The sequence below is a fragment of the Humibacter sp. genome (assembly GCF_051954055.1).
In the GTDB taxonomy this organism is placed as follows: Bacteria; Actinomycetota; Actinomycetes; order Actinomycetales; family Microbacteriaceae; genus Humibacter.
The window spans coordinates 1-22,995 of sequence record NZ_JBQCIE010000035.1 but is presented as its reverse complement, the minus strand read 5'-3'; the positions used below and the strand labels follow the sequence as shown (position 1 = coordinate 22,995).

The 22,995-nt window shown below is 67.9% G+C and carries 21 protein-coding genes and 1 pseudogene; 14 read left to right on the top strand and 8 right to left on the bottom strand.

Features of this window, described 5'->3' with window-relative positions; all coding sequences use genetic code 11:
- Window positions 1-209: 209 nt before the first annotated feature.
- The 3 genes from trpS to ACTHNC_RS04775 are packed head-to-tail and all read right to left on the bottom strand — an operon-like array spanning window position 210 to window position 3,471.
- Window positions 210-1,220 (bottom strand): tryptophan--tRNA ligase, encoded by a 1,011-nt coding sequence (gene trpS / locus ACTHNC_RS04785; protein ID WP_440293456.1) that lies wholly within the window; start codon window positions 1,218-1,220, stop codon window positions 210-212.
- A gap of 24 nt (window positions 1,221-1,244) precedes the next feature.
- A complete protein-coding gene (locus ACTHNC_RS04780) occupies window positions 1,245-2,084 on the bottom strand; it encodes an exodeoxyribonuclease III (RefSeq protein WP_440293455.1) in 840 nt (279 codons plus the stop codon).
- 10 nt (window positions 2,085-2,094) lie between these two features.
- Window positions 2,095-3,471: a YihY/virulence factor BrkB family protein gene (locus ACTHNC_RS04775; protein WP_440293454.1), complete on the bottom strand. Its 1,377-nt coding sequence runs from the start codon at window positions 3,469-3,471 to the stop codon at window positions 2,095-2,097.
- A gap of 78 nt (window positions 3,472-3,549) precedes the next feature.
- Between ACTHNC_RS04775 and ptsP the strand changes: the two genes are divergently transcribed.
- Window positions 3,550-5,193, top strand: coding sequence for a phosphoenolpyruvate--protein phosphotransferase (gene ptsP, locus ACTHNC_RS04770; protein ID WP_440293512.1), 1,644 nt, complete (start codon window positions 3,550-3,552; stop codon window positions 5,191-5,193).
- Window positions 5,194-5,228: 35 nt separating this feature from the next.
- Window positions 5,229-6,533, top strand: coding sequence for a GNAT family N-acetyltransferase (locus ACTHNC_RS04765; RefSeq protein WP_440293453.1), 1,305 nt, complete (start codon window positions 5,229-5,231; stop codon window positions 6,531-6,533).
- A gap of 18 nt (window positions 6,534-6,551) precedes the next feature.
- Here ACTHNC_RS04765 and ACTHNC_RS04760 read toward each other — a convergent pair whose 3' ends face one another.
- The 5 genes from ACTHNC_RS04760 to ACTHNC_RS04740 form a co-directional block, all read right to left on the bottom strand.
- Window positions 6,552-7,340, bottom strand: coding sequence for a succinate dehydrogenase iron-sulfur subunit (locus ACTHNC_RS04760; RefSeq protein ID WP_440293452.1), 789 nt, complete (start codon window positions 7,338-7,340; stop codon window positions 6,552-6,554).
- On the bottom strand, window positions 7,340-9,142 hold the full coding sequence (gene sdhA / locus ACTHNC_RS04755) for a succinate dehydrogenase flavoprotein subunit (RefSeq protein WP_440293451.1): 1,803 nt from the start codon (window positions 9,140-9,142) through the stop codon (window positions 7,340-7,342). The genes ACTHNC_RS04760 and sdhA overlap by 1 nt, the downstream gene beginning before the upstream one ends.
- 45 nt (window positions 9,143-9,187) lie before the next feature.
- The gene (locus ACTHNC_RS04750; protein WP_440293450.1) at window positions 9,188-9,640 is read right to left on the bottom strand and encodes a succinate dehydrogenase hydrophobic membrane anchor subunit; all 453 of its coding nucleotides are present in this window, start codon (window positions 9,638-9,640) and stop codon (window positions 9,188-9,190) included.
- Complete coding sequence (gene sdhC, locus ACTHNC_RS04745; RefSeq protein WP_440293449.1) at window positions 9,637-10,059, bottom strand: succinate dehydrogenase, cytochrome b556 subunit; 423 nt, start codon at window positions 10,057-10,059, stop codon at window positions 9,637-9,639. The genes ACTHNC_RS04750 and sdhC overlap by 4 nt, the downstream gene beginning before the upstream one ends.
- Before the next feature lie 279 nt (window positions 10,060-10,338).
- A complete protein-coding gene (locus tag ACTHNC_RS04740) occupies window positions 10,339-11,163 on the bottom strand; it encodes a hypothetical protein (RefSeq protein WP_440293448.1) in 825 nt (274 codons plus the stop codon).
- A 183-nt stretch (window positions 11,164-11,346) separates the two neighbouring features.
- On the opposite strand from ACTHNC_RS04740, the gene ACTHNC_RS04735 reads away from it, so the two are divergent.
- The 12 genes and pseudogenes from ACTHNC_RS04735 to ACTHNC_RS04680 form a co-directional block, all read left to right on the top strand.
- On the top strand, window positions 11,347-12,135 hold the full coding sequence (locus ACTHNC_RS04735; protein WP_440293447.1) for an LLM class flavin-dependent oxidoreductase: 789 nt from the start codon (window positions 11,347-11,349) through the stop codon (window positions 12,133-12,135).
- A gap of 30 nt (window positions 12,136-12,165) precedes the next feature.
- Window positions 12,166-13,284: a mannose-1-phosphate guanylyltransferase gene (locus ACTHNC_RS04730; RefSeq protein WP_440293446.1), complete on the top strand. Its 1,119-nt coding sequence runs from the start codon at window positions 12,166-12,168 to the stop codon at window positions 13,282-13,284.
- Window positions 13,285-13,459: 175 nt separating this feature from the next.
- On the top strand, window positions 13,460-14,542 hold the full coding sequence (locus tag ACTHNC_RS04725) for a BMP family lipoprotein (RefSeq protein WP_440293445.1): 1,083 nt from the start codon (window positions 13,460-13,462) through the stop codon (window positions 14,540-14,542).
- Between the two features lie 99 nt (window positions 14,543-14,641).
- Window positions 14,642-16,210 carry an ABC transporter ATP-binding protein gene (locus ACTHNC_RS04720; protein WP_440293444.1) on the top strand — a complete coding sequence of 523 codons (1,569 nt, stop codon included), beginning with the start codon at window positions 14,642-14,644 and terminating at the stop codon, window positions 16,208-16,210.
- Entirely contained in the window at window positions 16,207-17,520 is a 1,314-nt protein-coding gene (locus tag ACTHNC_RS04715; protein WP_440293443.1) for an ABC transporter permease, read from the top strand. Before ACTHNC_RS04720 ends, ACTHNC_RS04715 begins: the two co-directional genes overlap by 4 nt.
- Complete coding sequence (locus tag ACTHNC_RS04710; protein WP_440293442.1) at window positions 17,517-18,812, top strand: ABC transporter permease; 1,296 nt, start codon at window positions 17,517-17,519, stop codon at window positions 18,810-18,812. Before ACTHNC_RS04715 ends, ACTHNC_RS04710 begins: the two co-directional genes overlap by 4 nt.
- A gap of 37 nt (window positions 18,813-18,849) precedes the next feature.
- Entirely contained in the window at window positions 18,850-19,275 is a 426-nt protein-coding gene (locus tag ACTHNC_RS04705) for a cytidine deaminase (RefSeq protein WP_440293441.1), read from the top strand.
- The gene (locus ACTHNC_RS04700; protein WP_440293440.1) at window positions 19,268-20,551 is read left to right on the top strand and encodes a thymidine phosphorylase; all 1,284 of its coding nucleotides are present in this window, start codon (window positions 19,268-19,270) and stop codon (window positions 20,549-20,551) included. Before ACTHNC_RS04705 ends, ACTHNC_RS04700 begins: the two co-directional genes overlap by 8 nt.
- Window positions 20,552-20,638: 87 nt before the next feature.
- On the top strand, window positions 20,639-21,778 hold the full coding sequence (locus ACTHNC_RS04695) for an adenosine deaminase (protein WP_440293439.1): 1,140 nt from the start codon (window positions 20,639-20,641) through the stop codon (window positions 21,776-21,778).
- Between the two features lie 56 nt (window positions 21,779-21,834).
- Window positions 21,835-22,308 carry a PTS sugar transporter subunit IIA gene (locus ACTHNC_RS04690; protein WP_440293438.1) on the top strand — a complete coding sequence of 158 codons (474 nt, stop codon included), beginning with the start codon at window positions 21,835-21,837 and terminating at the stop codon, window positions 22,306-22,308.
- A gap of 31 nt (window positions 22,309-22,339) precedes the next feature.
- A complete protein-coding gene (locus ACTHNC_RS04685) occupies window positions 22,340-22,612 on the top strand; it encodes a PTS sugar transporter subunit IIB (protein WP_440293437.1) in 273 nt (90 codons plus the stop codon).
- A gap of 109 nt (window positions 22,613-22,721) precedes the next feature.
- A pseudogene (locus ACTHNC_RS04680) lies at window positions 22,722-22,995 on the top strand (lysine--tRNA ligase); the annotation flags it as partial.

The window sequence follows — 22,995 nt, the reverse complement described above, 5'->3', positions numbered from 1 at the left end:
CACCGCCGAGATAGCGGTGGTAGTGGTGCTCCTCCAACCGACGCCAGAACGCGATCTCGGCGTCCGCATCCGACGCGTCATACGGATGTCCGAGCCCGCGCACATACGCGAGCAGTCCGCGCTCGACCGCGTCTCGATGGGCGAACAGGGTGTCGTCCAGGTCGAAGAGCACGGCACGGATGCTCGCGGCCGTAGGCATCCGTCGCCCGTCAGAGGCGCACGCGCCGCAGGAATCCGACCCGCTCGTACGCCTTCGCCAGGGTCGCCTCCGCCACCTCGGATGCCCGCTGCGCGTTCGCTGCCAGCAACCGGTCCAGCTCGGCGGGGTCGGCCAGCAGCTCCAGGGCGCGTGCACGAACGGGCTCGAACTCGCCGATCACGACCTCGGCGAGGCCCTTCTTCAGGTCGCCGTAGCCGCGCCCGTCGTACTCGTTGGCGACGGCCTCGATGCTCTGCCCGCTCAGCGCCGCGTAGATCGCCAGCAGGTTCGACACTCCTGGCTTCTCCTCGCGGTCGAAGCGCACCACGGAGTCCGTGTCGGTCACGGCGCGCATGATCTTCTTGCGCGTCACGCCGGGCTCGTCGAGCAGCAGGATGAGGCCAGCCACCGAGTCCGCGGACTTCGACATCTTCGACGTCGGGCTCTGCAGATCGTAGATGCGGGCCGTGTCCTTCTGGATGATCGCCCGCGGCACCACGAACGTCTCGCCGAACCGCGAGTTGAAGCGCTCAGCCAGGTCGCGCGTCAACTCGACGTGTTGCCGCTGGTCGTCGCCGACCGGCACATCCACCGCGTCGTAGAGCAGGATGTCCGCCGCCATCAGAACCGGATACGTGAACAGTCCGACGCTGGTCGAGTCCGTCCCGTAGCGCGACGACTTGTCCTTGAACTGCGTCATGCGCCCGGCCTCGCCGAACCCGGTGATGGTGTTCAGCACCCAGGCGAGCTCGGCGTGCGCCGGCACGTGCGACTGCACGAACAGCGTCGAGGCCGTCGGATCGATCCCGGCGGCGATGTACTGCGCCGCCGTGCGCCGGGTCTTCTCCGCCAGTTCCTTCGGGTCCTGCGGCACCGTGATCGCGTGCAGGTCGACGACGCAGAAGAACGCGTCGTGGCTGTCCTGCAACTGGCGCCACTGCAGCAGTGCGCCGATGTAGTTGCCAAGGTGCAACGAATCGCTCGACGGCTGGATGCCGGAGAAAAGGCGTGGCTTGCTCATGGGTTCCTTCTGATGGTGCTAACTTCAGAGCGCGTAATCGACGACGACGGGGGTGTGGTCCGACCATCGTTCCGCGTACGATGGCGCCCGGTCCACGTGGTAGTCGACGACCTTGCCCGCGAGCTTCGGCGTCGCGAGCTGGTAGTCGATGCGCCATCCCGTGTCGTTGTCGAACGCCTGACCGCGCCACGTCCACCAGCTGTAGGGCCCGTCGACCTCGCCCGCCCACTTGCGGCCGACGTCGACCCAGCCATAGCCAGCGCCGTCGTTGTAGTGCTCGTCGTCTTCGGCACCGAGGATCTTGTCCAGGTACGCACGCTCCTCCGGCAGAAACCCGGCGCGCTTGACGTTGCCCTTCCAGTTCTTGATGTCGAGAGTGCGGTGGCCGATGTTGAGGTCCCCCATCACCGCGGCCAGCTCGTTGTGCTCGGGGAGTGCCTTCATGCGGGCATCCATCGCATCGAGGAACCGGTACTTGTAGACCTGCTTCTCGGTGCCCGCCTCTCCGGACGGCACGTACGCGCTGACAACGGTGACGATGCTGCCGTCGACCTCGTAGTCCGCCTCGAGCCAACGGCCGGCGGTGTCGAAGTCCTCGTCGCCGAGCTCGACGCGGTGAATGGATGCCTTGCCGCGACTCGCCAGCGCCACCCCGGCTCGCCCCTTCGCGGTGGCCGCGTCGTGCAGCACATCCCACTCCTCGCCGAGCAGCCCGGTGAGGTCGTCTGTGGAGGCGCGAACCTCCTGCAGGGCGAGGATGTCCACCCCGCGCGCGTCCAGCCACGCGCCCATTCCGCGCCGGAATGCGGCTCTGATGCCGTTGACGTTGACCGTGGCGATGCGGAGCGTGCGGCGGGAGGGCATGCGTAAAAGACTAGCCGCGGCCGCCGACATCCTTCGCGCCGGGGTCGGCAGCGGACGTCTCCGTCCACCAGCTGCGCTTCGTCGGCGGCGTCGGTGCCGGCTCCCGTGTCACCCGCGCTAGTTCCTCACGTGCATCGCGCAGGGCGCGGTTCGCGAACCACTTCGCGAGCCCGCGAGAGGAGGCGGTCTTGCGCTCGGCCTCTTCCACCGCGGTCTGGGCGACGAGCAGTCGCGCCGAGCGCTCGGCCAGCGCCTTCTGATACGCGATCTGCTCCGGGGTTCGCCTGCGGGGTTCGATGCCGTGGTCGAACATCCCGACCGCGATCCAGGCGGCGGCCAGCAGGATCATCCGGCAGATCATGTTGAACCACAGCAGCAGCCCGACGAACACGGCGAACGTTGCCAGCAGCGGGTTGCGGGTCGCGCCACCGATGAGCAGGCCGCCGAGCGCGCCGAGGCCGCTGAGCGCGATGGCGCCGAGCAACGGACCGAGCACGAGGAACCGCCACGGGATGACCACCCGCGAGAGCACGCGATACATCGCCACCAGCACGAAGTAGTTCAGCGCGATCGAGACGGCGAATCCGATCACGTAGGTGAAGAAGTTGGTCCAGAACGAGTCGCTGCCGATGCCGAAGAGGTCGAGCACGAAAGCGGTCGCCTCCGTCGTGATCACCGAGACGGATGCCGAAACGATGAGCACCACCCCGAACACCAGCGCCAGCCCGAAGTCAGTGATCTTCTGCAGGGCGTAGTTGCGCTCGTCGCGCTCGAGATCGAACATCGCCCGCACCGCCTGGCGTGTGTAGTAGAGCCACGCGATCGCGGTCCAGAGCAATCCGATCAGGGCGATGATGCTCGTCCACCCGAACGTCGTCCCGAGCGACTGCAGCGCGCTCTCGCTGATGACTCCCTTCTCGTCATCCATTCCGATCAGGCCGGGCACAGCCTCGTTGATGATCTTCACGAGCGCCGTGAAGAGGTCCTTGTTGCTCGTGAGCCAGTAGCCGGCTATCGAGAACCCCACCCAGAGGGCGGCGAAGATCGCGAACAGCGACTGGTACGACATGCCGGCCGTGCGCAGGTTGCCGTCGTTGTGCGAGAACTGGATCCACACGCGGTACGGCTTCAGCGCCGTGACCCAGCGCCACCAGCCGTTGACCCTTCGCACCGGCCTGGCGAGCCTGTCGCGCAGCGGGTCGGCGAGCTCCTCCAGCCGTTCGGTGAGCTCCTCCCGCTCCTGAGCGGCCTCCGCGCGCAGCCGGTCGATGCGCGGATGCTCTGGTCCGCCCGCGCGCACGGTGACGGATGCCTGTGCCGCAGCGCCCGCGCCCCTCCCGCGGCCACCGGGCGAGGCATCCGTCGACTTCGCGTTCCCCCGCGCCACGGCATCAGCTTATGGTCGACAGGGCACGGCCAGGGGTTCGAGAGCTCCACCGCGCGGCATAGGCTGGGATTCGTGTCGATCCAGATCGCAGGCATCGGCGTTGGCAACGGCATCGCCGTCGGACCCGCCCTGCGCATGCCCGACCCGATCGGCGAGCCCGACGACGTGGAGTCGCAGGCGGAGGCGCCCGACGAGTACCGCAGGGTCGTCTCGTCACTCGAGGCGGTGACCGGCGAGCTCGTCGAGCTGGGGCATCAGGCCGGTGGTGACGCCGAGGAGATCCTCGAGGCCCAGTCGCTGATGGCGCAGGATCCGGCGGTCGTGGATGACATCCGGCTGAGGATCGGCGACGGCAAGACCGCAGAGCGCGCCGTGTTCGAGGCGTACGAGGAGTACGCGAAGGTGCTCGAAGGTCTCGGCGAGAATCCGGCTGCCCGTGGAGCCGACGTGCGCGACGTCGCACGGCGCGTGATCGCCAGGCTACGCGGCGTCGCGCTGCCGACCGTCCCGCAGTCGGACGCTCCGTTCGTGTTGGTGGCGCACGACCTCGCTCCCGCCGACACCGCGACGCTCGATCTCAGCAAGGTGCTCGCATTCGTCACGCGCGACGGCAGCAACTCGTCGCACACGGCCATCCTCGCCCGCAACAAGAACCTCGTCGCGGTGGTGGGTGCGGCCGGCAGCGATGCCATCGTCAACGGGCAGACCGTCATCGTGGACGCCGAGCACGGCCGCGTGGTGATCGACCCGGACGAGTCGTCCGTGGCCGCCGCCGCGGAGCGTGGCGGGACGGTCGCTGCACCCCGCCCGCTGACCCCCGGCGCGCTGGCCGACGGCACGCCCGTTCCGCTCCTGGCCAACGTGGGCGCCCCGGAGGAGGCCGCGCCGGCCGTCGCGCTGGGAGCCGAGGGCATCGGCCTGTTCCGCACCGAGTTCCTCTATCTGGATGCCCGCAAGGCACCGCCCGTCGACCTCCAACGATCCCGCTACCGCGACCTCATGGCCGCGTTCAGGGGTCGCAAGGTGGTCGTGCGCGTGCTGGATGCCGGTGCCGACAAGCAACTCGCCTTCCTCGGGCACACGCACGAGGAGAACCCGGCGCTCGGGCGCCGCGGCATCCGTGCCCTCCGCGAGCACGAGGACGTGCTGCGCGACCAGCTCGCCGCGCTCGCCGGCGCCCAGGAAGACACCGGCGCGGACCTGTGGGTGATGGCGCCGATGGTCGCCGACGTCGCCGAGACCGCGTACTTCGTGGAGCTCGCCAGGTCGCTCGAGCTGAGCACGGTCGGAATCACGGTCGAGGTACCGTCCGCCGCGGTGCTCGCCGACCAGCTCGTGCCGCTCTGCGACTTCGTCAGCATCGGAACGAACGACCTCACGCAGTACGCGCTCGCCGCCGACCGGATGCTCGGTTCCGTCGCCCAGTACCAGGACCCGTGGCATCCCGCCGTGCTCCGCCTGATCAAGCTGATCGGGGATGCCGGCCACGCGTCCGCCACACCCGTGGGGGTGTGCGGCGAGGCGGCATCCGACCCGCTCATGGCCGTCGTGCTCGTCGGGCTCGGTGCGGAGGATCTCTCCATGTCGCCTGGGGCACTCGCCGACGTGCGGGCGACGCTCGCCAGGGTCACGCTCGAGCAGGCCCGCGAACTGGCCGCCCGCACCCTGGTGCAGACGAGCGCAGCGGATGCCCGCGCCGTCGTCGCCGAAGCCCTCGGCTGACCAGCAGGCGAGTTCGTGCGCCCTAGTCTGGATCGATGGACGCCAAGCAGCTGCCCCTCGATCGCACCTCCGCGGACGCACTGAGCGCCGGGGGTCTTCGCCTCGGGCTCGTCGACGGAACGGATCGCGACGCGCTGGCCGCGTGGGACGAGGCCGACTACCGCGGGTTCCACGACCGCAGACCCGAGCCGGAGACGATCGACGAGCACGTGCGGCACACCGCGCACCGGCGCATCGTGGGCGTGTGGGACGACGGCATCCCCGAGCCGAATGTGCCGGTCGCGACGGTCTCGACGTGGGTCGGCGATCTCACTGTGCCCGGTGGCGCGACGCTGCCTTCCTGGGCAGTCAGCTCCGTCACCGTCGCCCCCACGCACCGTCGTCGCGGTGTCGCCAGAGCCATGCTCGAGGGAGAGTTGCGCACGGCCGCCGCTGCGGGCGTTCCGATGGCGTCGCTCACGGTGTCGGAGGCGACCATCTACGAGCGCTACGGATTCGGGCCCGCTACGCAGACGGCCGATCTCACCATCGACGTCCGGCGCGCGGGGTGGGCGCGCACGGAGGCATCCACCGGCCGCCTCGCGTTCGTGTCGCTGCAGACCTTCGCCGACACCTGCCGCGACGTGTTCGGGCGTGCGCGGCTGAACACGCCTGGCGAGATGTCGATGGACGACTTCATCTGGGGTCAGCGCGCGGGTGTTCTCGGCGACCGCGACAAGAAGAGCGCCTCACTGCGAGCGGTCCGTTACGACGACGCGGACGGCGTGCCGCAGGGCTTCGTCGTCTACTCGCTGAAGGCGGACCACAGCGACTTCTCGAATCACACGGTCGACATCCGCTACCTGCGCGCCGCGACGGATGACGCCTACGCCGCGATCTGGCGCTTCCTGCTCGAGCTCGACCTGGTCGGCACGGTGAAGAACGAGGTCGCCACGGCCGACGAGCCGGTGCTGTGGATGATCCGCAACCAGCGCGCGGCGACCGTCGTGCTGCGCGACCACCATTGGTTGCGCATCCTGGACGTGAAGTCCGCGCTCGAGGCGCGCAGGTACGCCCGGCCAGGATGGCTCACCTTGCGCATCGAGGACCGCCTCGGCTTCGCGTCGGGCACGTACCGGCTTGACGTGCGGGCCGACGGCTCGGCAGAGGTCGAGACCACGGATGCCGCGCCCGACCTCAGCATGGATGTCGCGACCCTGTCCGCGCTCTACCTCGGCGCGTGGCGCACCTCGACGCTCGCGCACGCGGGCCGCGTGACCGAGCTCACCGAGGGCGCCGCCCGGCGTTTCGATGAGGCGTTCCGCGCCGACGAGGCGCCGACGCTGAGCTTCTGGTACTAGCGCTCCGGCCTTCGCCGCTTAGCGGCGCCCGCGCATGATCGCCTGCTTCACCTCGGCGATCGCCTGCGTCACCTGGATGCCCCGCGGGCAGGCATCCGTGCAGTTGAAGGTCGTACGGCAGCGCCACACGCCTTCCTTGTCGTTCAGGATGTCGAGGCGCACCTGCGCGGCGTCGTCGCGGGAGTCGAAGATGAATCGGTGCGCGTTCACGATCGCCGCAGGCCCGAAGTACTGGCCGTCGGTCCAGAACACCGGGCACGACGACGTGCACGCCGCGCACAGGATGCACTTGGTGGTGTCGTCGAAGCGCGCCCTGTCCGCGACGGACTGGATGCGCTCCTTGCCCTCCGGCGGAGCCGAGTTGGCCTGCAGGAACGGCTGCACCTCACGGTAGGAGGCGAAGAACGGCTCCATGTCGACCACGAGGTCCTTCTCCAGCGGGAGTCCCTTGATGGCCTCGACGTAGATCGGCTTCTGCACGTCGAGGTCCTTGATCAGGGTCTTGCACGCCAGCCGGTTGCGACCGTTGATGCGCATCGCATCCGACCCGCACACACCGTGCGCGCAGGAGCGGCGGAACGTGAGCGAGCCGTCCTGCTCCCACTTGATCTTGTGCAGCGCGTCGAGCACGCGGTCGGTCGGATACACCTCGACGTCGAAGTCCTGCCAGTGCGGCTCGGTGTCCACGTCGGGGTCGAAGCGCCGCACGATCAGCGTCACGATGAACGACTTGATCGTCTCGGACGCGTCGGATGCCTGTGCCTTCTCGGGCGCGTCGGTCGAGGCGTCGGCGACGGCGGTGGCCATCAGTACTTCCTCTCCATCGGCTGGTAGCGCGTCACGACGACGGGTTTCCAGTCGAGCTTGATGTGGTCTGCCGCGTTCGACGAGTGCGGGTCGCCGGTGAGGTAGGCCATGGTGTGCTTCATGTAGTTCTCGTCGTCGCGCTTCGGGAAGTCGTCGCGCATGTGACCGCCGCGGCTCTCCTTGCGGTTGCGCGCCGAGAACACGACGACCTCGGCCAGGTCGAGCAGGAATCCGAGCTCCACCGCTTCGAGCAGGTCGGTGTTGAACCGCTTGCCCTTGTCCTGCACCTGAACGTTCCGGTAGCGCTCGCGCAGGCCGTGGATGGTCTCGGTGACCGCGGCGAGCGTCTCGTCGGTGCGGAAGACCTGCGCGTTGCGGTCCATCTGGTCCTGGAGCTCCTTGCGGATGGCTCCGATCCGCTCGGTTCCGCTGGAGTTGCGAAGGCTTTCGAGCATGTCGCGGACGCCGGCGGCCGGGTCGTCCGGAAGCGGGACGAAGTCCGCGGTCTTCACGTACTCGACGGCGTTGCGGCCGCTGCGCTTGCCGAACACGTTGATGTCCAGCAGCGAGTTCGTGCCGAGGCGGTTGGAGCCGTGCACCGACACGCACGCGCACTCGCCCGCGGCGTACAGACCGGGCACCACCGTGGTGTTGTCGGCGAGCACCTCAGCGTTGTTGTTCGTCGGGATGCCGCCCATCGCGTAGTGCGCGGTCGGCATCACAGGGACCGGCTCGACGACCGGGTCGACGCCCAGGTACGTGCGGGCGAACTCGGTGATGTCGGGCAGCTTCGTCTCCAGCACCTCGGCGCCCAGGTGCGTGCAGTCCAGCAGCACGTAGTCCTTGTGCGGTCCGGCGCCTCGGCCCTCCAACACCTCCTGCACCATGCTGCGGGCGACGATGTCGCGCGGTGCGAGGTCTTTGATCGTGGGGGCGTACCGCTCCATGAACCGCTCGCCCGAGGCGTTGCGCAGAATGGCGCCCTCACCGCGTGCGCCCTCGGTGAGCAGGATGCCCAGTCCGTAGAGACCGGTCGGGTGGAACTGGAAGAACTCCATGTCCTCCAGCGGCAGGCGCTTGCGCCAGATGATGCCGACGCCGTCGCCGGTCAGTGTGTGCGCGTTGGAGGTCGTCTTGTAGATCTTGCCGAAGCCGCCGGTGGCGAAGATCACGGCCTTGGACTGGAACACGTGCAGCTCACCGGTGGCGAGCTCGTACGCGACGACTCCGGCGGGGCGGCGCTTGCCGTCGACCTCGTTCATGATGAGGTCGAGCACGTAGAACTCGTTGAAGAAGTTGATGCCGAGCTTGACGCAGTTCTGGAACAGCGTCTGCAGGATCATGTGCCCGGTGCGGTCCGCCGCGTAGCACGCACGGCGAACGGCGGCCTTGCCGTGGTCGCGGGTGTGGCCGCCGAAGCGGCGCTGGTCGATCTTCCCCTCGGGCGTGCGGTTGAACGGCAGACCCATGTTCTCCAGGTCGATGACCGCGTCGATGGCTTCCTTCGCGAGGATCTCCGCGGCATCCTGGTCGACGAGGTAGTCACCGCCCTTGACGGTGTCGTAGGTGTGCCACTCCCAGTTGTCCTCCTCCACGTTCGACAGCGCGGCGGCCATGCCGCCCTGTGCTGCGCCGGTGTGCGAGCGGGTGGGGTAGAGCTTGGAGATGACCGCGGTCTTCGCGTGCGGGCCTGCCTCGATGGCCGCGCGCATGCCTCCGCCGCCGGCGCCGACGATGACGATGTCGAACTGGTGGTAGTGCACGCCGTCGATCACGGCTCCGTCTGCGATCTGTTCAGTCACGTGGATGTCCGTAGCTTTCGGTTCTTCGCGTTAGCCGTCGCGGGCTTACTTGGTGATGGTCGAGCAGAACTGCGGCAGCAGGTGCGCGGGCGTGCCGCCGGGGCACGGGTTGAAGACCGTCACCGTGTACGTGCCCAGCGCGATCAGAACGATGACCGCCAGCAGGATCAGCACCTTCAGAGTGCGGTTCACGGTCTTGCCGCGCGCATAGTCGTTGACGAGCGTGCGCATGCCGTTGCCGCCGTGGATGAGCGCCAGCCACAGCATCAGGCCGTCCCAGACCTGCCAGAACGGGTCGGCCCACTTGCCCGCGACGAACGCGAAGTCGACGGCCTTGATCCCCTGGCCGAGCACGAGGTTGACGATGAGGTGCCCGAAGATGAGCACGACGAGCAGCACGCCGGAGACGCGCATGTACACCCATCCCCACTTCTCCCAGTTCACGCCCTTCGAGCGTGCCGGGCGGGTGGGGGTGCGGGGAGCCTCGATGGTGGTCACGACGCGGCCCCCTCGGTGAAGACGTTGTGCAGCTGAACGGGCACGAAGCCGAGCATGAGGATGACCCACACGACGATGACGGTCCAGAACATGAACCGCTGGTACTTGGCGCCCTTGCTCCAGAAGTCGATCAGGATGATGCGGATGCCGTTCAGCGCATGGAACGCGATCGCCGCGACGAGCGCCGTCTCACCGAGTCCCATGATCGGGTTCTTGTACGTGCCGATGACCGCGTTGTAGGCCTGGGGGCTGATGTTGAGCACGACCGAGTCGAGGATGTGCACCAGCAGGAAGAAGAAGATGGCCACGCCGGTGATGCGGTGCAGCACCCACGACCACATGCCTTCCCGACCCCGATACAGCGTTCCCCCGGGCCGATGCGTGGTCGGCTCGAGAGTGTCTGCCGTTTCTGCCGACACGGACAACCCTCCCTGGTAGGTACCTTGGCGAGCGCCTCACGCGGCATGGATGCCTGCAAATCCGGCGCGCAGTCAGTTTACGTCCCGCGTCCGGAGCCTCGCTCCTAAGGCCAGCCTAACTGTCTCGACGTCGAGACACTTTCACTCCCCAGTCGTCCCCGTTCTTCACGGTCGGGGCCGAGCCCGACAAGCTCCCCCTCAAGTCGCGAAGTCTGCCCGTATGGGGGTGCCATAAGGTCAGACTTCGCGACTTGAAACCGAGACGGGAAACGTGGTCCGTCAGCGTGCGAGAGCCCGGCGGACCAGGTCGACACAGCCGAGGAAGCGCCCGAATTCGTCGAAGATGTCCACGTTCAGCTCGGGTTCGGGTAACCCGGCGGCAACGAGCTCGTAGTGCACCATCGCTTCCCGCGGCGACCAGCAGTCGACACGGATGAAGGGCAGGGCCTGCCGGAGGTTCGTCACGCCGCGGCGCCGTCCTGCGTCGACAGCGGCCTGCAACTGAGCGACGGTCGCCAGAGGCTCCTTGCCCACGTCCGGCCTGCCGACACCAGGACGCCAAACTCGGCAGAAATAGTCGCCGAGGGCGATCAGGTCGCGCAGAGGAAGCGTTCCAAGGCTCGCCCACGTGGTGGCCGGAGAGGCGACCGGCAGGCCATCCACCTCGCGAACGGAGGCCATCTTCGGCTGGGCTCGGTGATGGACGATTCCTCGCGTACGTGGGATGGGACCGGAGCCGAGAACGCTCACGTGCAGATCGAGGTCCGGCTCGTCCGCCGGCTCGCCGCGCTCGTTGAAGACCAGCGGGAGCGGTGCGCTGTAGACCGCCGCGGCGGTGTGGTGGCTGAAGAAGTGCCCCGGCCGGATGCGCGGCAAGTAGTCTCGCGCACGTGCGAGCCGCGCGCGCTTCTGCATCTCGTACCAATCGATCTTCTCGTCCTGTTCCTCTTCTTGCGGTTCCTCGCGCGGTCGGCTCCGCACGCCGTAGAAGGGACGAGACAAGTCGGAGGCGCGCAGTCGCTTGTACGACGCGCCCGCGTTCAACGCCTGCGCGACGCTGAACTCCGTTCCCACGCTGGTGGGCAACGCGAGCGGCTTCCTCATCGCTCCACTCTGGTCGGATGCCCGCGGCGGCCACCTGAGTTATCCACCGGGCGCCGGATCGAGCTCCGTCCGGCAGTTCAAGTCGCGAAGTGTGCCGTTATAGCGGCCTCGTAGCGGCAGACTTCGCGACTTGAACCGGAGGGGTTGGAGCGCCGGCGCGCCCCGGCGGAGCAGAATCGAGACATGGCTCTTGCGGATGTCTCCATCGGCGTCGCCGGGACGCTCGGCCCAGAGGCGATCGGGCGGCTGGCCCCTGTGGTCGAACGCTGCGGCTTCCGGTCACTCTGGGTGAACGACACCCCGGGCGGCGACTCGCTGAAGGCACTGTCGGCGGCAGCGGATGCCACGAGCCGGCTCACTCTCGCGACCGGCGTCATCCCGGTGGATCGCAGGCATCCCGACGAGGTCGTCGACACGGTGAAGCGGCACGAGCTCCCCGAGGACCGTCTCGTGCTCGGCATCGGAGCGGGAGGCGCCCGCAACGGCGCGCTGTTCCTGGTCGGCACCGCGGTCGCCGAGCTTCACGAGGGAACCAGCGCTCGCGTGCTGGTCGGCGCGCTCGGACCGAAGATGCGACGGCTCGGAGCCGAGCAGGGCGACGGTGTGCTTCTGAGCTGGCTGACGCCCGAGGTGGCGGCCGAGCAGGCGTCCACGGCGCGCTCGCTGGCGGAGGCGAACGGAGCATCCGGATGCCACGTCGCTCTCTACGTGCGCACCGCGCTCGATCCTGCGGCCGACGGCCGTCTCGCCGAGGAGGCGGATCGCTACGCCGGCTACCCCGCGTATGCGGCGAACTTCGCGCGCCTGGGCATCCGTGCGCAGGACACCGTGCTGGATGCCTTCACGTTCGGCGATCGCATCGAGCGCTACCGCGAGGCGGTCGACGAGGTGGTGCTGCGGGTGATCGTGCCGTCCGACTCGGTCGACGACCACCTCGGGTTCGTGGAGACGGCAGCCGACCTGCTCAGCTGAGCGGTCCTCCGCGCACCTATCCTGAGAGGCATGAGTGCGCTGCCCCTGCAGGACTTCTACTGCATCATTCCCGCCGGCGGCGTCGGGTCACGGCTCTGGCCGCTGTCCCGCGCCGACGCGCCGAAGTTCCTGCACGACCTCACGGGGTCGGGATCCACGCTGCTACGTGCAACGTGGGATCGGCTCGCGCCGCTGAGCGGAGCGCAGCGCGTCATGGTCGTCACCGGCCGGGCGCACCGTGCCGCCGTCGAGGGTCAGATCCCGGCGCTGTCGGATGCGAACGTCGTGCTGGAGAGCGAGCCGCGCGAGAACACGGCGGCCATCGGCCTCGCCGCCGCCATCCTCGAGCGCCGCGAACCCGGTGTGATCATCGGCTCGTTCGCCGCCGACCACGTGATCGGCAACGAGCCGTTGTTCCGCGCAGCAGTCATCGAGGCGGTCCAGGCGGCGCGCGCCGGCTACATCACCACGATCGGCATCACGCCAACAGAGCCGGCGATCGGCTTCGGCTACATCCACGTCGGAGAGCAGCTCAAGATCGAGGGCGCCACGTCGGCGCGCCAGGTCGTCTCCTTCGTCGAGAAGCCCAATCTGAAGACCGCGACGAAGTACCTGAAGAGCGGCGACTACCTCTGGAACGCGAGCATGTTCATCGCGAAGGCGTCCGCGCTGCTCGAGCAGATCGGCTCGTCGCAGCCCGAGCTCCTCGCCGGACTCCTCGAGCTGGCGGAAGCGTGGGACGACCCCGCCACGCGAGGCCCTGCCGTCGACCGCATCTGGCCGACGCTGACGAAGGTCGCGATCGACTACTCCGTGGCCGAGCCCGCCGCGGCGGCAGGGAAGCTCGCCGTCATCCCCGGCCATTTCGCCTGGGACGACGTCGGCGACTTCGCCTCCCTCGCCAAGCTGAACAGCGGCGGCCGGGCGACCGACCTGGCCATCCTCGGCGAGAACGCCCGCGTGCTCTCGGATGCCTCCAGCGGCATCGTCGTGAGCCAGACCGGTCGCGTGATCAGCCTGATCGGCATCCAGAACGTGGTCGTCGTGGACACCCCGGATGCCCTGCTGGTGACGACCAGCGAGAACGCCCAGCGCGTGAAATCGGTGGTGGAGGCGCTGCGTCTGACCGGCTCGACCGAGGTCTTGTAGCCCATACGGCCTGCACTTTTGAGCATGAGATTGGCCGTCGCTGCTCAAAAGAAACAAGATGATAACGGCGACGGCAGGAACTCCATACCTGAATCCAAGGCGTTCGTAACGTTGAGTAACGTCGCTTGGGCGGCGTCTCGCGCGCACGCGCATCTTCTTCTAGGTGGAGGACAACGTGACATTCAAAGTACGCAAGGTAGCGCTCGCGGGACTCGCCGCAGCCAGCGCGCTCGCCCTCCTGGCGGGCTGCGGTCAGGCGCCGTCGTCGAGCAGCACGACGAAGGCAGCGGCATCCAAGTTCCTGCCGTGCATGGTCTCCGACTCCGGCGGCTTCGACGACCACTCGTTCAACCAGCTCGGCTATGAGGGACTCGTCGACTCGGCCAAGAGCCTCGGCACGAAGTACAAGAGTGCGGAGTCGAAGACCGAGAACGACTTCGCGCCCAACATCAACAGCATGGTCGACCAGAACTGCAACCTCGTCATCACGGTCGGCTTCCTGCTCGCCGACGCGACGAAGGCCGCCGCCAAGGCGAACTCCGACACCGACTTCGCGATCATCGACGACAACTCGATCAACGCGCCGAACGTCAAGCCGATCATCTTCGATACCGCTCAGGCCGCGTTCCTCGGCGGTTACGCCGCGGCGAGCTACTCGAAGTCCGGCGTCGTCGGCACATTCGGCGGCATGCAGATCCCGACCGTGACCATCTTCATGGACGGTTTCGTCGACGGGGTCAAGTACTTCAACCAGCAGAAGGGCAAGAACGTCCAGGTCGTCGGCTGGGACGTCGACAGCCAGAAGGGCTCCTTCACCGGTGGGTTCGACGCCAACGACACGGCCAAGCAGGTCGCGCAGGGCATCATCGACCAGGGTGCCGACGTGATCATGCCGGTCGGCGGTCCGATCTACCAGTCGGCGGCGCAGGCCATCACCGACTCCGGTAAGGACATCGCGATGATCGGTGTGGACGCGGATGTCTACAACACCGACCCGAAGGTGCGCAGCATCCTGCTCACCTCGGTCATGAAGGGCATCAAGCCTTCGACCTCCGCCGTGGTGAAGCAGGCCGCTGACGGCAAGTTCTCGAACACGCCATACGTGGGCACGCTGAAGAACGACGGCGTCGGACTGGCCCCGTTCCACGACTTCGCGTCCAAGGTCGACCCGAACCTGAAGTCCGAACTCGACAAGATCAAGTCCGGCATCATCGACGGCTCGATCAAGGTCACGTCTCCGGCGTCACCGAAGTCCTGATCAGCAACGCTGAGCTCCCCGAGCGTGCACCCGCATGCTTGGGGAGCTCAGCGTTTTGCGGTCGCAACGGAGCGACCCCCGAAAGGTAGATTGACCCCCATGAAGCTCGAACTTCGCGGCATCACGAAGCGATTCGGCTCCCTCACCGCCAACGATCACATCTCGCTCACCGTCGAGCCGGGTGAGATCCACTGCATCCTCGGCGAGAACGGCGCTGGCAAGTCCACGCTGATGAACGTGCTCTACGGCCTGCTGCAGGCCGACGAGGGCGAGATCCTGCTGGATGACGTCGTGCAGCACTTCGACGGACCGGGCGACGCGATGAAGGCCGGCATCGGCATGGTGCACCAGCACTTCATGCTCATCCCCGTGTTCACGGTCGCCGAGAACGTGATGCTGGGCAACGAGAGCACCGGATTCGCCGGTTTCCTCAACCACAAGGATGCACGCGCGCGCGTGCAGGAGATCTCCTCGCGGTTCGGGTTCGACGTCGATCCCGACGCGTTGATCGAGCATCTGCCGGTCGGTGTGCAGCAGCGCGTGGAGATCATCAAGGCGCTCTCCCGCGACGCGAAGGTGCTGGTCTTCGACGAGCCGACGGCCGTGCTGACGCCGCAGGAGACCGATGAGCTCATGGCCATCATGAAGCAGCTGCGGGATGCCGGCACCGCCATCGTCTTCATCACGCACAAGCTGCGCGAGGTGCGCGAGGTGGCCGACCGCATCACGGTGATGCGGCTCGGCAAGGTGGTGGGCGAGGCCTCGCCGACGGCGAGCAACTCCGAGCTCGCTTCGCTCATGGTGGGCCGCTCCGTCGAGCTGACCGTGCAGAAGGAGCCCGCGAAGCCCGGCGACGGCGCCCTGCAGGTGCGCGGCCTCACCGTCGTCGACCCGATCGGCCAGCTGGTCGTCAACAATGTGGACTTCGAGGTGCGCGCCGGCGAGATCCTGGCGATCGCCGGCGTGCAGGGGAACGGGCAGACCGAGCTCACCGAAGCGCTGCTCGGCCTGCAGGAGCACGTCGAGGGCGACATCCTGCTCGACGGCAAGAAGCTGAACGGTCTCAGCGTGCGCAAGGTTCTGGACGCCGGGGTCGGCTTCATCCCGGAGGACCGCAACGAAGATGGCCTGGTCGGCGGCTTCTCGATCGCCGAGAACCTCATGCTCGACCGCTCCGACTCGGCCCCGTTCGTCAAGGGCGGCGGCTTGCAGTTGGGCTACCGGGCGCAGTTCGCCACCGAGAAGGTGCGCGAGTTCGATGTGCGGGCGCAGAGCATCGACACCCCGGTCGGAACCCTGTCGGGCGGCAACCAGCAGAAGGTGGTGCTCGCCCGCGAGCTGAGCCGCGAGCTTCGGCTGCTCGTCGCGGCACAGCCGACCCGCGGGCTCGACGTCGGTTCGATCGAGTTCGTCCACAAGCGCATCGTCGAGGCGCGCGACTCGGGCATCCCGGTCATCGTCGTCTCTACGGAGCTCGACGAGGTGGACGCGCTCGCCGACCGCATCGCGGTGATGTACCGAGGCGGCATCGTTGGCATCGTGCCGGGCGGCACGGACCGCGAGACGCTCGGCATCATGATGGCCGGCGAACGACCGGATGCCCCGCACGAGCCACCGCCTCCACCGCTCGGTCATGACGACGTCGGCGCGAGAGGAGAGGCCGCGTGAGCGAGCAGAACGTGGCGACGGCCGCCGGCGAAGCGGATGTCGCGCTCGAGACGGGCGCGCAGGTCCCGCCGGAGAATCGGCAGCCGAACCGCTGGAATGATGCGCTGCGTCAGATCATGGGCGGGAGCGTGGTCATCTCGATCCTCGCCGTCGTGCTCGCGCTCATCGTCGGCGCGATCCTGATCGCGGTCACGGATCCCGGTGTGCAGAGGGCCGCCGGTTACTTCTTCGCCCGGCCCACCGACACGTTCCAGGCCATCTGGAACGTGGTCTCCGGCGCCTACACGTCGCTGTTCCAAGGATCCATCTACAACTTCGGGCGTCCAACGTTCGCCTCGGGCATCCGTCCGTTCATGGACACGCTCACGTTCGCCACGCCGCTCATCGCGGCCGGCCTCGGCGTCGGGCTCGCCTTCCGCACCGGCATGTTCAACATCGGTGCGCAGGGGCAGATGCTCATCGCCGCCGCATTCTGCGGTTGGATCGGCTGGTCGTTCCACCTGCCGCCGGTCATCCACCTCATCGTGGCACTCGCCGCCGGAGCCGTCGGCGGCGCGATCTGGGCTGCGGTCGCGGGTGTGCTGAAGGCTCGGACCGGCGCGCACGAGGTGATCGTCACGATCATGCTCAACTGGATCGCGTTCTACCTCATCTCCTACCTGCTGCGCACGCCTGGAGCGCTGCAGGCGCCTGGCACCAACAACCCGAAGTCGCCGCCGATCCTGCCGAACGCGATCCTGCCGCCGATCTTCGGGCCGCAGTACTCGCTGCACTGGGGCTTCGTGATCGCGATCGCCGCGACCATCTTCGTGTGGTGGTTGCTCGAGCGCTCCAGCATGGGCTTCAAGTTCCGCGCAGTGGGTGAGAACCCGCACGCCGCGCGGGTGGCCGGCATCAGCGTGAACAGCGCCGTCGTCTGGGCGATGGTCATCAGCGGCGCGCTGGTCGGCCTCGCCGCGACCAGCCAGGTGCTCGGCACCTCCACCACCGGCTTCGGTTCAGGCATCGACGCGGGCATCGGATTCGACGCGATCACCGTCGCGCTCCTCGGCCGGTCCCGTCCGCTCGGCATCTTCATCGCCAGCGTGCTCTTCGGCGCGTTCAAGGCCGGGGGATTCCTCATGCAGGCGGCCAACGACATCCCGATCGACATCGTGCTCGTCGTGCAGTCGCTGATCGTGCTGTTCATCGCGGCGCCGCCGCTGGTGCGCGCCATCTTCCGGCTCCCCACGCCCGGCAGGCGACCACCGAAGAAGAAGGCGCCGGCGACCCCGGCATCCCTGGCACCGAAGGAGGTGGCGGCGAAGTGACGACCACCGTCGATCACACGATTCCGGATGCTTCGCCGATCGTTCTCGAGAAGACGGTCGTGCGCAGCTACAAGACGCCGATCATCCTCTCGGCCGTCGCCGTGCTGTCGATCGTGCTGTTCGTGATCTTCCGCCGTGGCGGGGACACGACGTTCACGTTCGCCGGAGGCCGCGTCGCGCCGAGTCTGCCGCAACTCGTGCTGCCTACGACGGCCACGTGCGTCGTCCTCACGATCGTGCTCGCCGTCATGGCCGCGCTGAGCTGGTGGCTGGTGGCTCGGTTCGCGAAGACGCCGCTGTGGTACTCCGGCGTCTTCGGGTTCCTGTTCGTCGTGACGTTCCTCACGTGGGCGGCCGGCGCGAACTCGCGACCGCTTCCGATCACGAGCCTGCTGCTGGGCACGGTGAGCCTGAGCGTGCCGTACATCTTCGGCGCGATGGGCGGCGTGCTCTCGGAGCGCAGCGGTGTGGTGAACATCGCCATCGAAGGTCAGCTGCTCGCCGGCGCGTTCCTCGCCGCCATGATCGGCAGCATGACCGGGTCGATCTGGCTCGGTCTGATCGCGGCGCTGGTCGCGGGCGTTCTGGTCTCGTTCATCCTCGCGGCGTTCGCCATCAAGTACTACGTCGACCAGGTGATCGTCGGCGTCGTGATCAACGTTCTCGTGCTCGGCCTGACCAACTTCTTGTACAGCGAGGTGCTGGCCAAGAACTCCTCGCTGCTGAACAACCCGCCCCGGCTGCCGAATCTGCCGATTCCCGGCCTGTCAGCGATCCCGGTGATCGGCCCCGTGCTGTTCGACCAGTCGATCATCGTGTACCTCATGTACATCGCGGTCGCCGCGGTTTACATCGGACTGTTCCACACCAGGTGGGGCCTGCGGCTCCGATCGGTGGGCGAGCACCCGCAGGCCGCAGACACGGTGGGCATCAACGTGACCGGAACCCGGTTCTGGAACGTCTCGCTGGCCGGCGCCATCGTGGGTCTCGGCGGCGCGTACTTCACACTCGGGTCGGTCGGCTCGTTCAGCCAGGACATGACGGGCGGCCAGGGCTATATCGCACTCGCCGCGGTCATCTTCGGCCGCTGGGACCCGATCCGCGCCACGCTCGCCGCCCTGCTGTTCGGTTTCGCCAGCAACCTGCAGTACACGCTCGCCGCGGTCGGATCGCCGGTGCCGAGCGAGTTCCTGCTGATGCTGCCGTACGTGGTCACGATCCTCGCGGTCGCAGGCTTCGTGGGATACGTGCGCGGGCCGGCGGCATCCGGAAAGCCGTACATCAAGTCGTGAGACAGTGACGGAACCAAGCACGAGGAGTGACGAAGCGATGAGTGACGATACGACGCCCTTCTCGGGCGAGGTCGACTGGGGCGCGCTGCGCGCCGAGGCCGAAGAAGCCATGAGGAGGGCGTACGTTCCGTACTCCCGGTTCCCGGTGGGAGCCGCGGCGCTTGCCACGGACGGCCGTGTCGTCTCCGGCTGCAACGTGGAGAACGCCAGCTACGGCCTCACGCTGTGCGCCGAGTGCTCGCTGGTCTCCATGCTGCACATGACCGGTGGTGGCCAGCTCGTCGCGTTCACCTGCGTGAACGGCGACGGCGAGGTCATCATGCCGTGCGGCCGCTGCCGTCAGCTGCTGTACGAGCACTCGGTGCCCGGCATGCTCCTGGAGACCGTTTCGGGCATCCGCTCGATCGACGAGGTCATCCCCGACGCGTTCGGTCGCCGCGATCTCGAGGAGTTCCATGGGTGAGCGGTTCGACGCCGTCGACCTGATTCGTTCCAAGCGCGACCACGGCGAGCTCTCCACCGCCGAGATCGACTGGCTGGTGGATGCCTACACGCGCGGCTTCGTCGCCGACGAGCAGATGTCGGCGTGGGCGATGGCGGTGCTGCTGAACGGGATGTCACGCCGTGAGATCCGCGATCTCACGCTCGCCATGATCGCCAGCGGCGAGCGGATGAGCTTCGCCCAGCTGGGCAAACCGACCGTTGACAAGCACTCCACCGGAGGCGTCGGCGACAAGATCACCCTTCCGCTGGTGCCGCTCGTCGCCTGCTTCGGCGTGGCCGTCCCGCAGCTCTCCGGGCGGGGCCTCGGGCACACCGGCGGCACGCTCGACAAGCTGGAGAGCATCTCGGGGTGGCGGGCAGCCATCAGCAATGAGGAGCTGATGACCCAGCTCCGCGACGTGGGCGGCGCGATCTGCGCGGCCGGTGCCGGTCTCGCCCCAGCGGACAAGAAGCTGTACGCGCTGCGCGACACCACGGGAACCGTCGAGGCCATCCCGCTCATCGCGTCCTCGATCATGAGCAAGAAGATCGCGGAGGGCACCGGTTCGCTGGTGCTCGACGTCAAGTTCGGTGCGGGCGCATTCATGCGCGACCTCGAGAAGGCGCGCGAGCTGGCCCGCACGATGGTGAAGCTCGGGCAGGATGCCGGCGTCGCGACGTCCGCGCTGCTCACCGACATGAACGCCCCGCTCGGCCGCGCGATCGGCAACGCGAACGAGGTGCGCGAGTCGGTCGAGGTGCTGGCAGGCGGCGGTCCTGCGGACATCGTGGAGCTCACGCTCGCGCTCGCCCGCGAGATGCTGCGCCTGGTCGGACAGCCAGACGCGGACGTCGAGGACGCGCTGAAGTCCGGCAGGGCGATGGACTCATGGCGCGCCCTCATCCGCGCGCAGGACGGCGACCCGGATGCCCCGCTGCCGCACCCCAGGGAGACCCACACGGTCACGGCGGAGCGCTCGGGTGTCGTCTCGCGACAGGACGCCCTCGCGTTCGGTGTGGCCGCCTGGCGGCTCGGTGCTGGGCGCGCCAGGCAGCAGGACCCTGTGCTGCACGCGGCAGGCATCGACCTGCACGCCCAGGTCGGTGACCGGGTGTCGGAGGGGGATCCGCTCTTCACGCTCGGCACGGACGACCCTGTGCGGTTCGAGCGCGCCCTCGAAGCGCTCGACGGAGCGTGGGACATCGCGGATGCCGCCCCGCAGCGCGGTCCGCTTGTGGTCGAGCGGATCGGCTGAGCGGGCTCCCGCTCACGTGCGCGAGCGGCAACGCCCGGTCTGCGCAGCAACCTACCCAGCCGCACCACCGACCCATAACCTGGAGCAATGAGCGCAGAGCCCGTCGACACCGAACCCTCGAATGCAGCCCACCACGTCGTCGACGGGGTCGACGTGCAGACCCTCCCCAAGGTGTCGCTGCACGACCACCTCGACGGTGGCCTGAGACCGCAGACCATCATCGAACTGGCCGACGACATCGGCCTGGATCTCCCCGAGACGGATGCCGACGCTCTCGGCGAATGGTTCGCCCGGCAGGCGGATTCGGGCTCGCTCGTCGAGTATCTGAAGACGTTCGACGTCACGACCGCCGTCATGCAGACCCGCGACGGGCTCGCCAGGGTCGCGCGTGAGTTCGTGCTCGACCTCGCCGCCGACGGCGTCGTGTACGGCGAGGTCCGCTGGGCGCCCGAGCAGCACCTGGGGAGGGGCCTGAGCCTCGACCAAGCCGTCGAGGCGGTGCAGAGCGGGCTCGAGCAGGGCGTGGCGGATGTGCGGGCCGGAGGCGTCAGCATCCGCGTCGGTCAGCTCGTCACGGCCATGCGTCACGCGGATCGTGCACTGGAGATTGCGCAGCTCGCCGTCCGCCACCGCGACGCCGGCGTGGTCGGCTTCGACATCGCAGGTGCCGAAGCGGGATTCCCGCCGAGCAACCACCGGGTCGCGTTCGACTATCTCGCCGAGCAGTACTTCCCGGCGACCGTGCACGCGGGCGAGGCGGACGGACCGGCGAGCATCCAGAGCGCTCTCATCGACGGCAGGGCCCTCCGGCTCGGGCACGGCGTCCGGCTCGCCGAGGACATCACGATCGAGCGACAGGACGACGAGAACATCTACGTCTCGCTCGGTCGGCTTTCGCAGTGGGTGAAGGACCGCGAGATCGCGCTGGAGCTGAGCCCGTCGTCGAACCTGCAGACCGGCGCCATCGCGGCGTGGGGCGACGAGCTCATCGACCACCCGTTCGACCTCTTGTATCAGCTCGGGTTCCGCGTGACCGTGAACACCGACAACCGTCTGATGAGCCACACGACACTCAGTCGCGAGCTCGCCATCCTGGCCGATGCATTCGGTTACGACCTCGACGATCTCGAGACGTTCCAGCTCAATGCGGCAAGGTCGTCGTTCCTGCCGTTGGAGGATCGGGAGGACATCGCCGAGGTGATCTCCGCCGGATTCGACGCTGCGTAGAATTCTCGGCTCCTCTTCAGCAAGCGTTGACGGAGGGTCGCGATACGCTTGTGACCATGTCGCTTCCGCCGCTGCCCGACTCTGCCATCGACCTCGGTGTGCACGCGGCGGATTGGCGCGCCGCCGTGCGGTTCGCGGGCAATGCGCTGCGTCGTTCGGGTGCCACCCGCGACAGCTACACCGAGCGCATGATCCAGGTCATCGACGAGTTCGGCGCCTACATCGTGATCGCCCCGGGTCTCGCTCTCGCGCACGCGCGACCGGGCCCGGATGTGCTTGCCGACGGTCTCTCCGTCATCACGCTGGCGACTCCGGTGACGTTCGGGCATCCGCACAACGACCCCGTCAGCGTGGTGGTCGGCCTGGCCGTCGAGACACCGGATGCCCACGTGCACTCCGTCGCGGAGCTCGCCAACGTGTTCAATAACCCGGAGGCCATCCCGGCGCTCGCGAGCGCGACCAGCGCGGACGAGGTGTGGCGGGTGATCGGCGCATCCGATCTGCCGCGCGACGTGTCTGCCGTTCGTTGAGCCCGGACAACTTCTCGAGCGAGGGACGCTGATGAAGATCGTCGCGATCTGCGGTGCCGGGGTGGGAACCTCCGCGATCCTGAAGGTGAACGCCGAGCGGGCGCTCGAGCGGCTGGGGCTCACGGCGGATGTCAGCGCCTCCGATGTCGCGGGCCTCGCAACGACGGGAGCGGATGCTCAGGTCATCCTGACGTCGCCCGAGCTGGTCGAGCGCATTCCCCGCACGAACGCGGACATCGTCGTGATCGACAACTACTTCGACGTCACCGAGCTGGAGCGCAAGCTCGAAGAGGCGATCGGCTGAAGCTACAGTCGTTCCCGCTGTCCGCCGCTCATGCCATTTCCGCCGGTTGAGTAGCGGCCGAAGGCCGCGTATCGAAATCAAATCCACAACACCGACACGAAGAGGACCCATGGCGACCGAGCAGCCCGCCGCTGAACTGAGCGCCGACGATTTGGCAGCTGACGAGATCGGCGAGCAGAAGGCCGTGCGGCTCGCCAAGCGCGAGCGACTGCTCGCGGAGGCGGATGCCGCGGGCGGGGCGTACCCGGTCGGGGTGCCGATCACCGCGACCATTCCCGAGCTTCGCGGGAAGTACGGCGAACTGGAAGCGGATGCCTCCACCGGCGAGTTCGTCGGCATCGCCGGCCGCGTCGTGCACCTGCGCAACACCGGCAAGCTGTGCT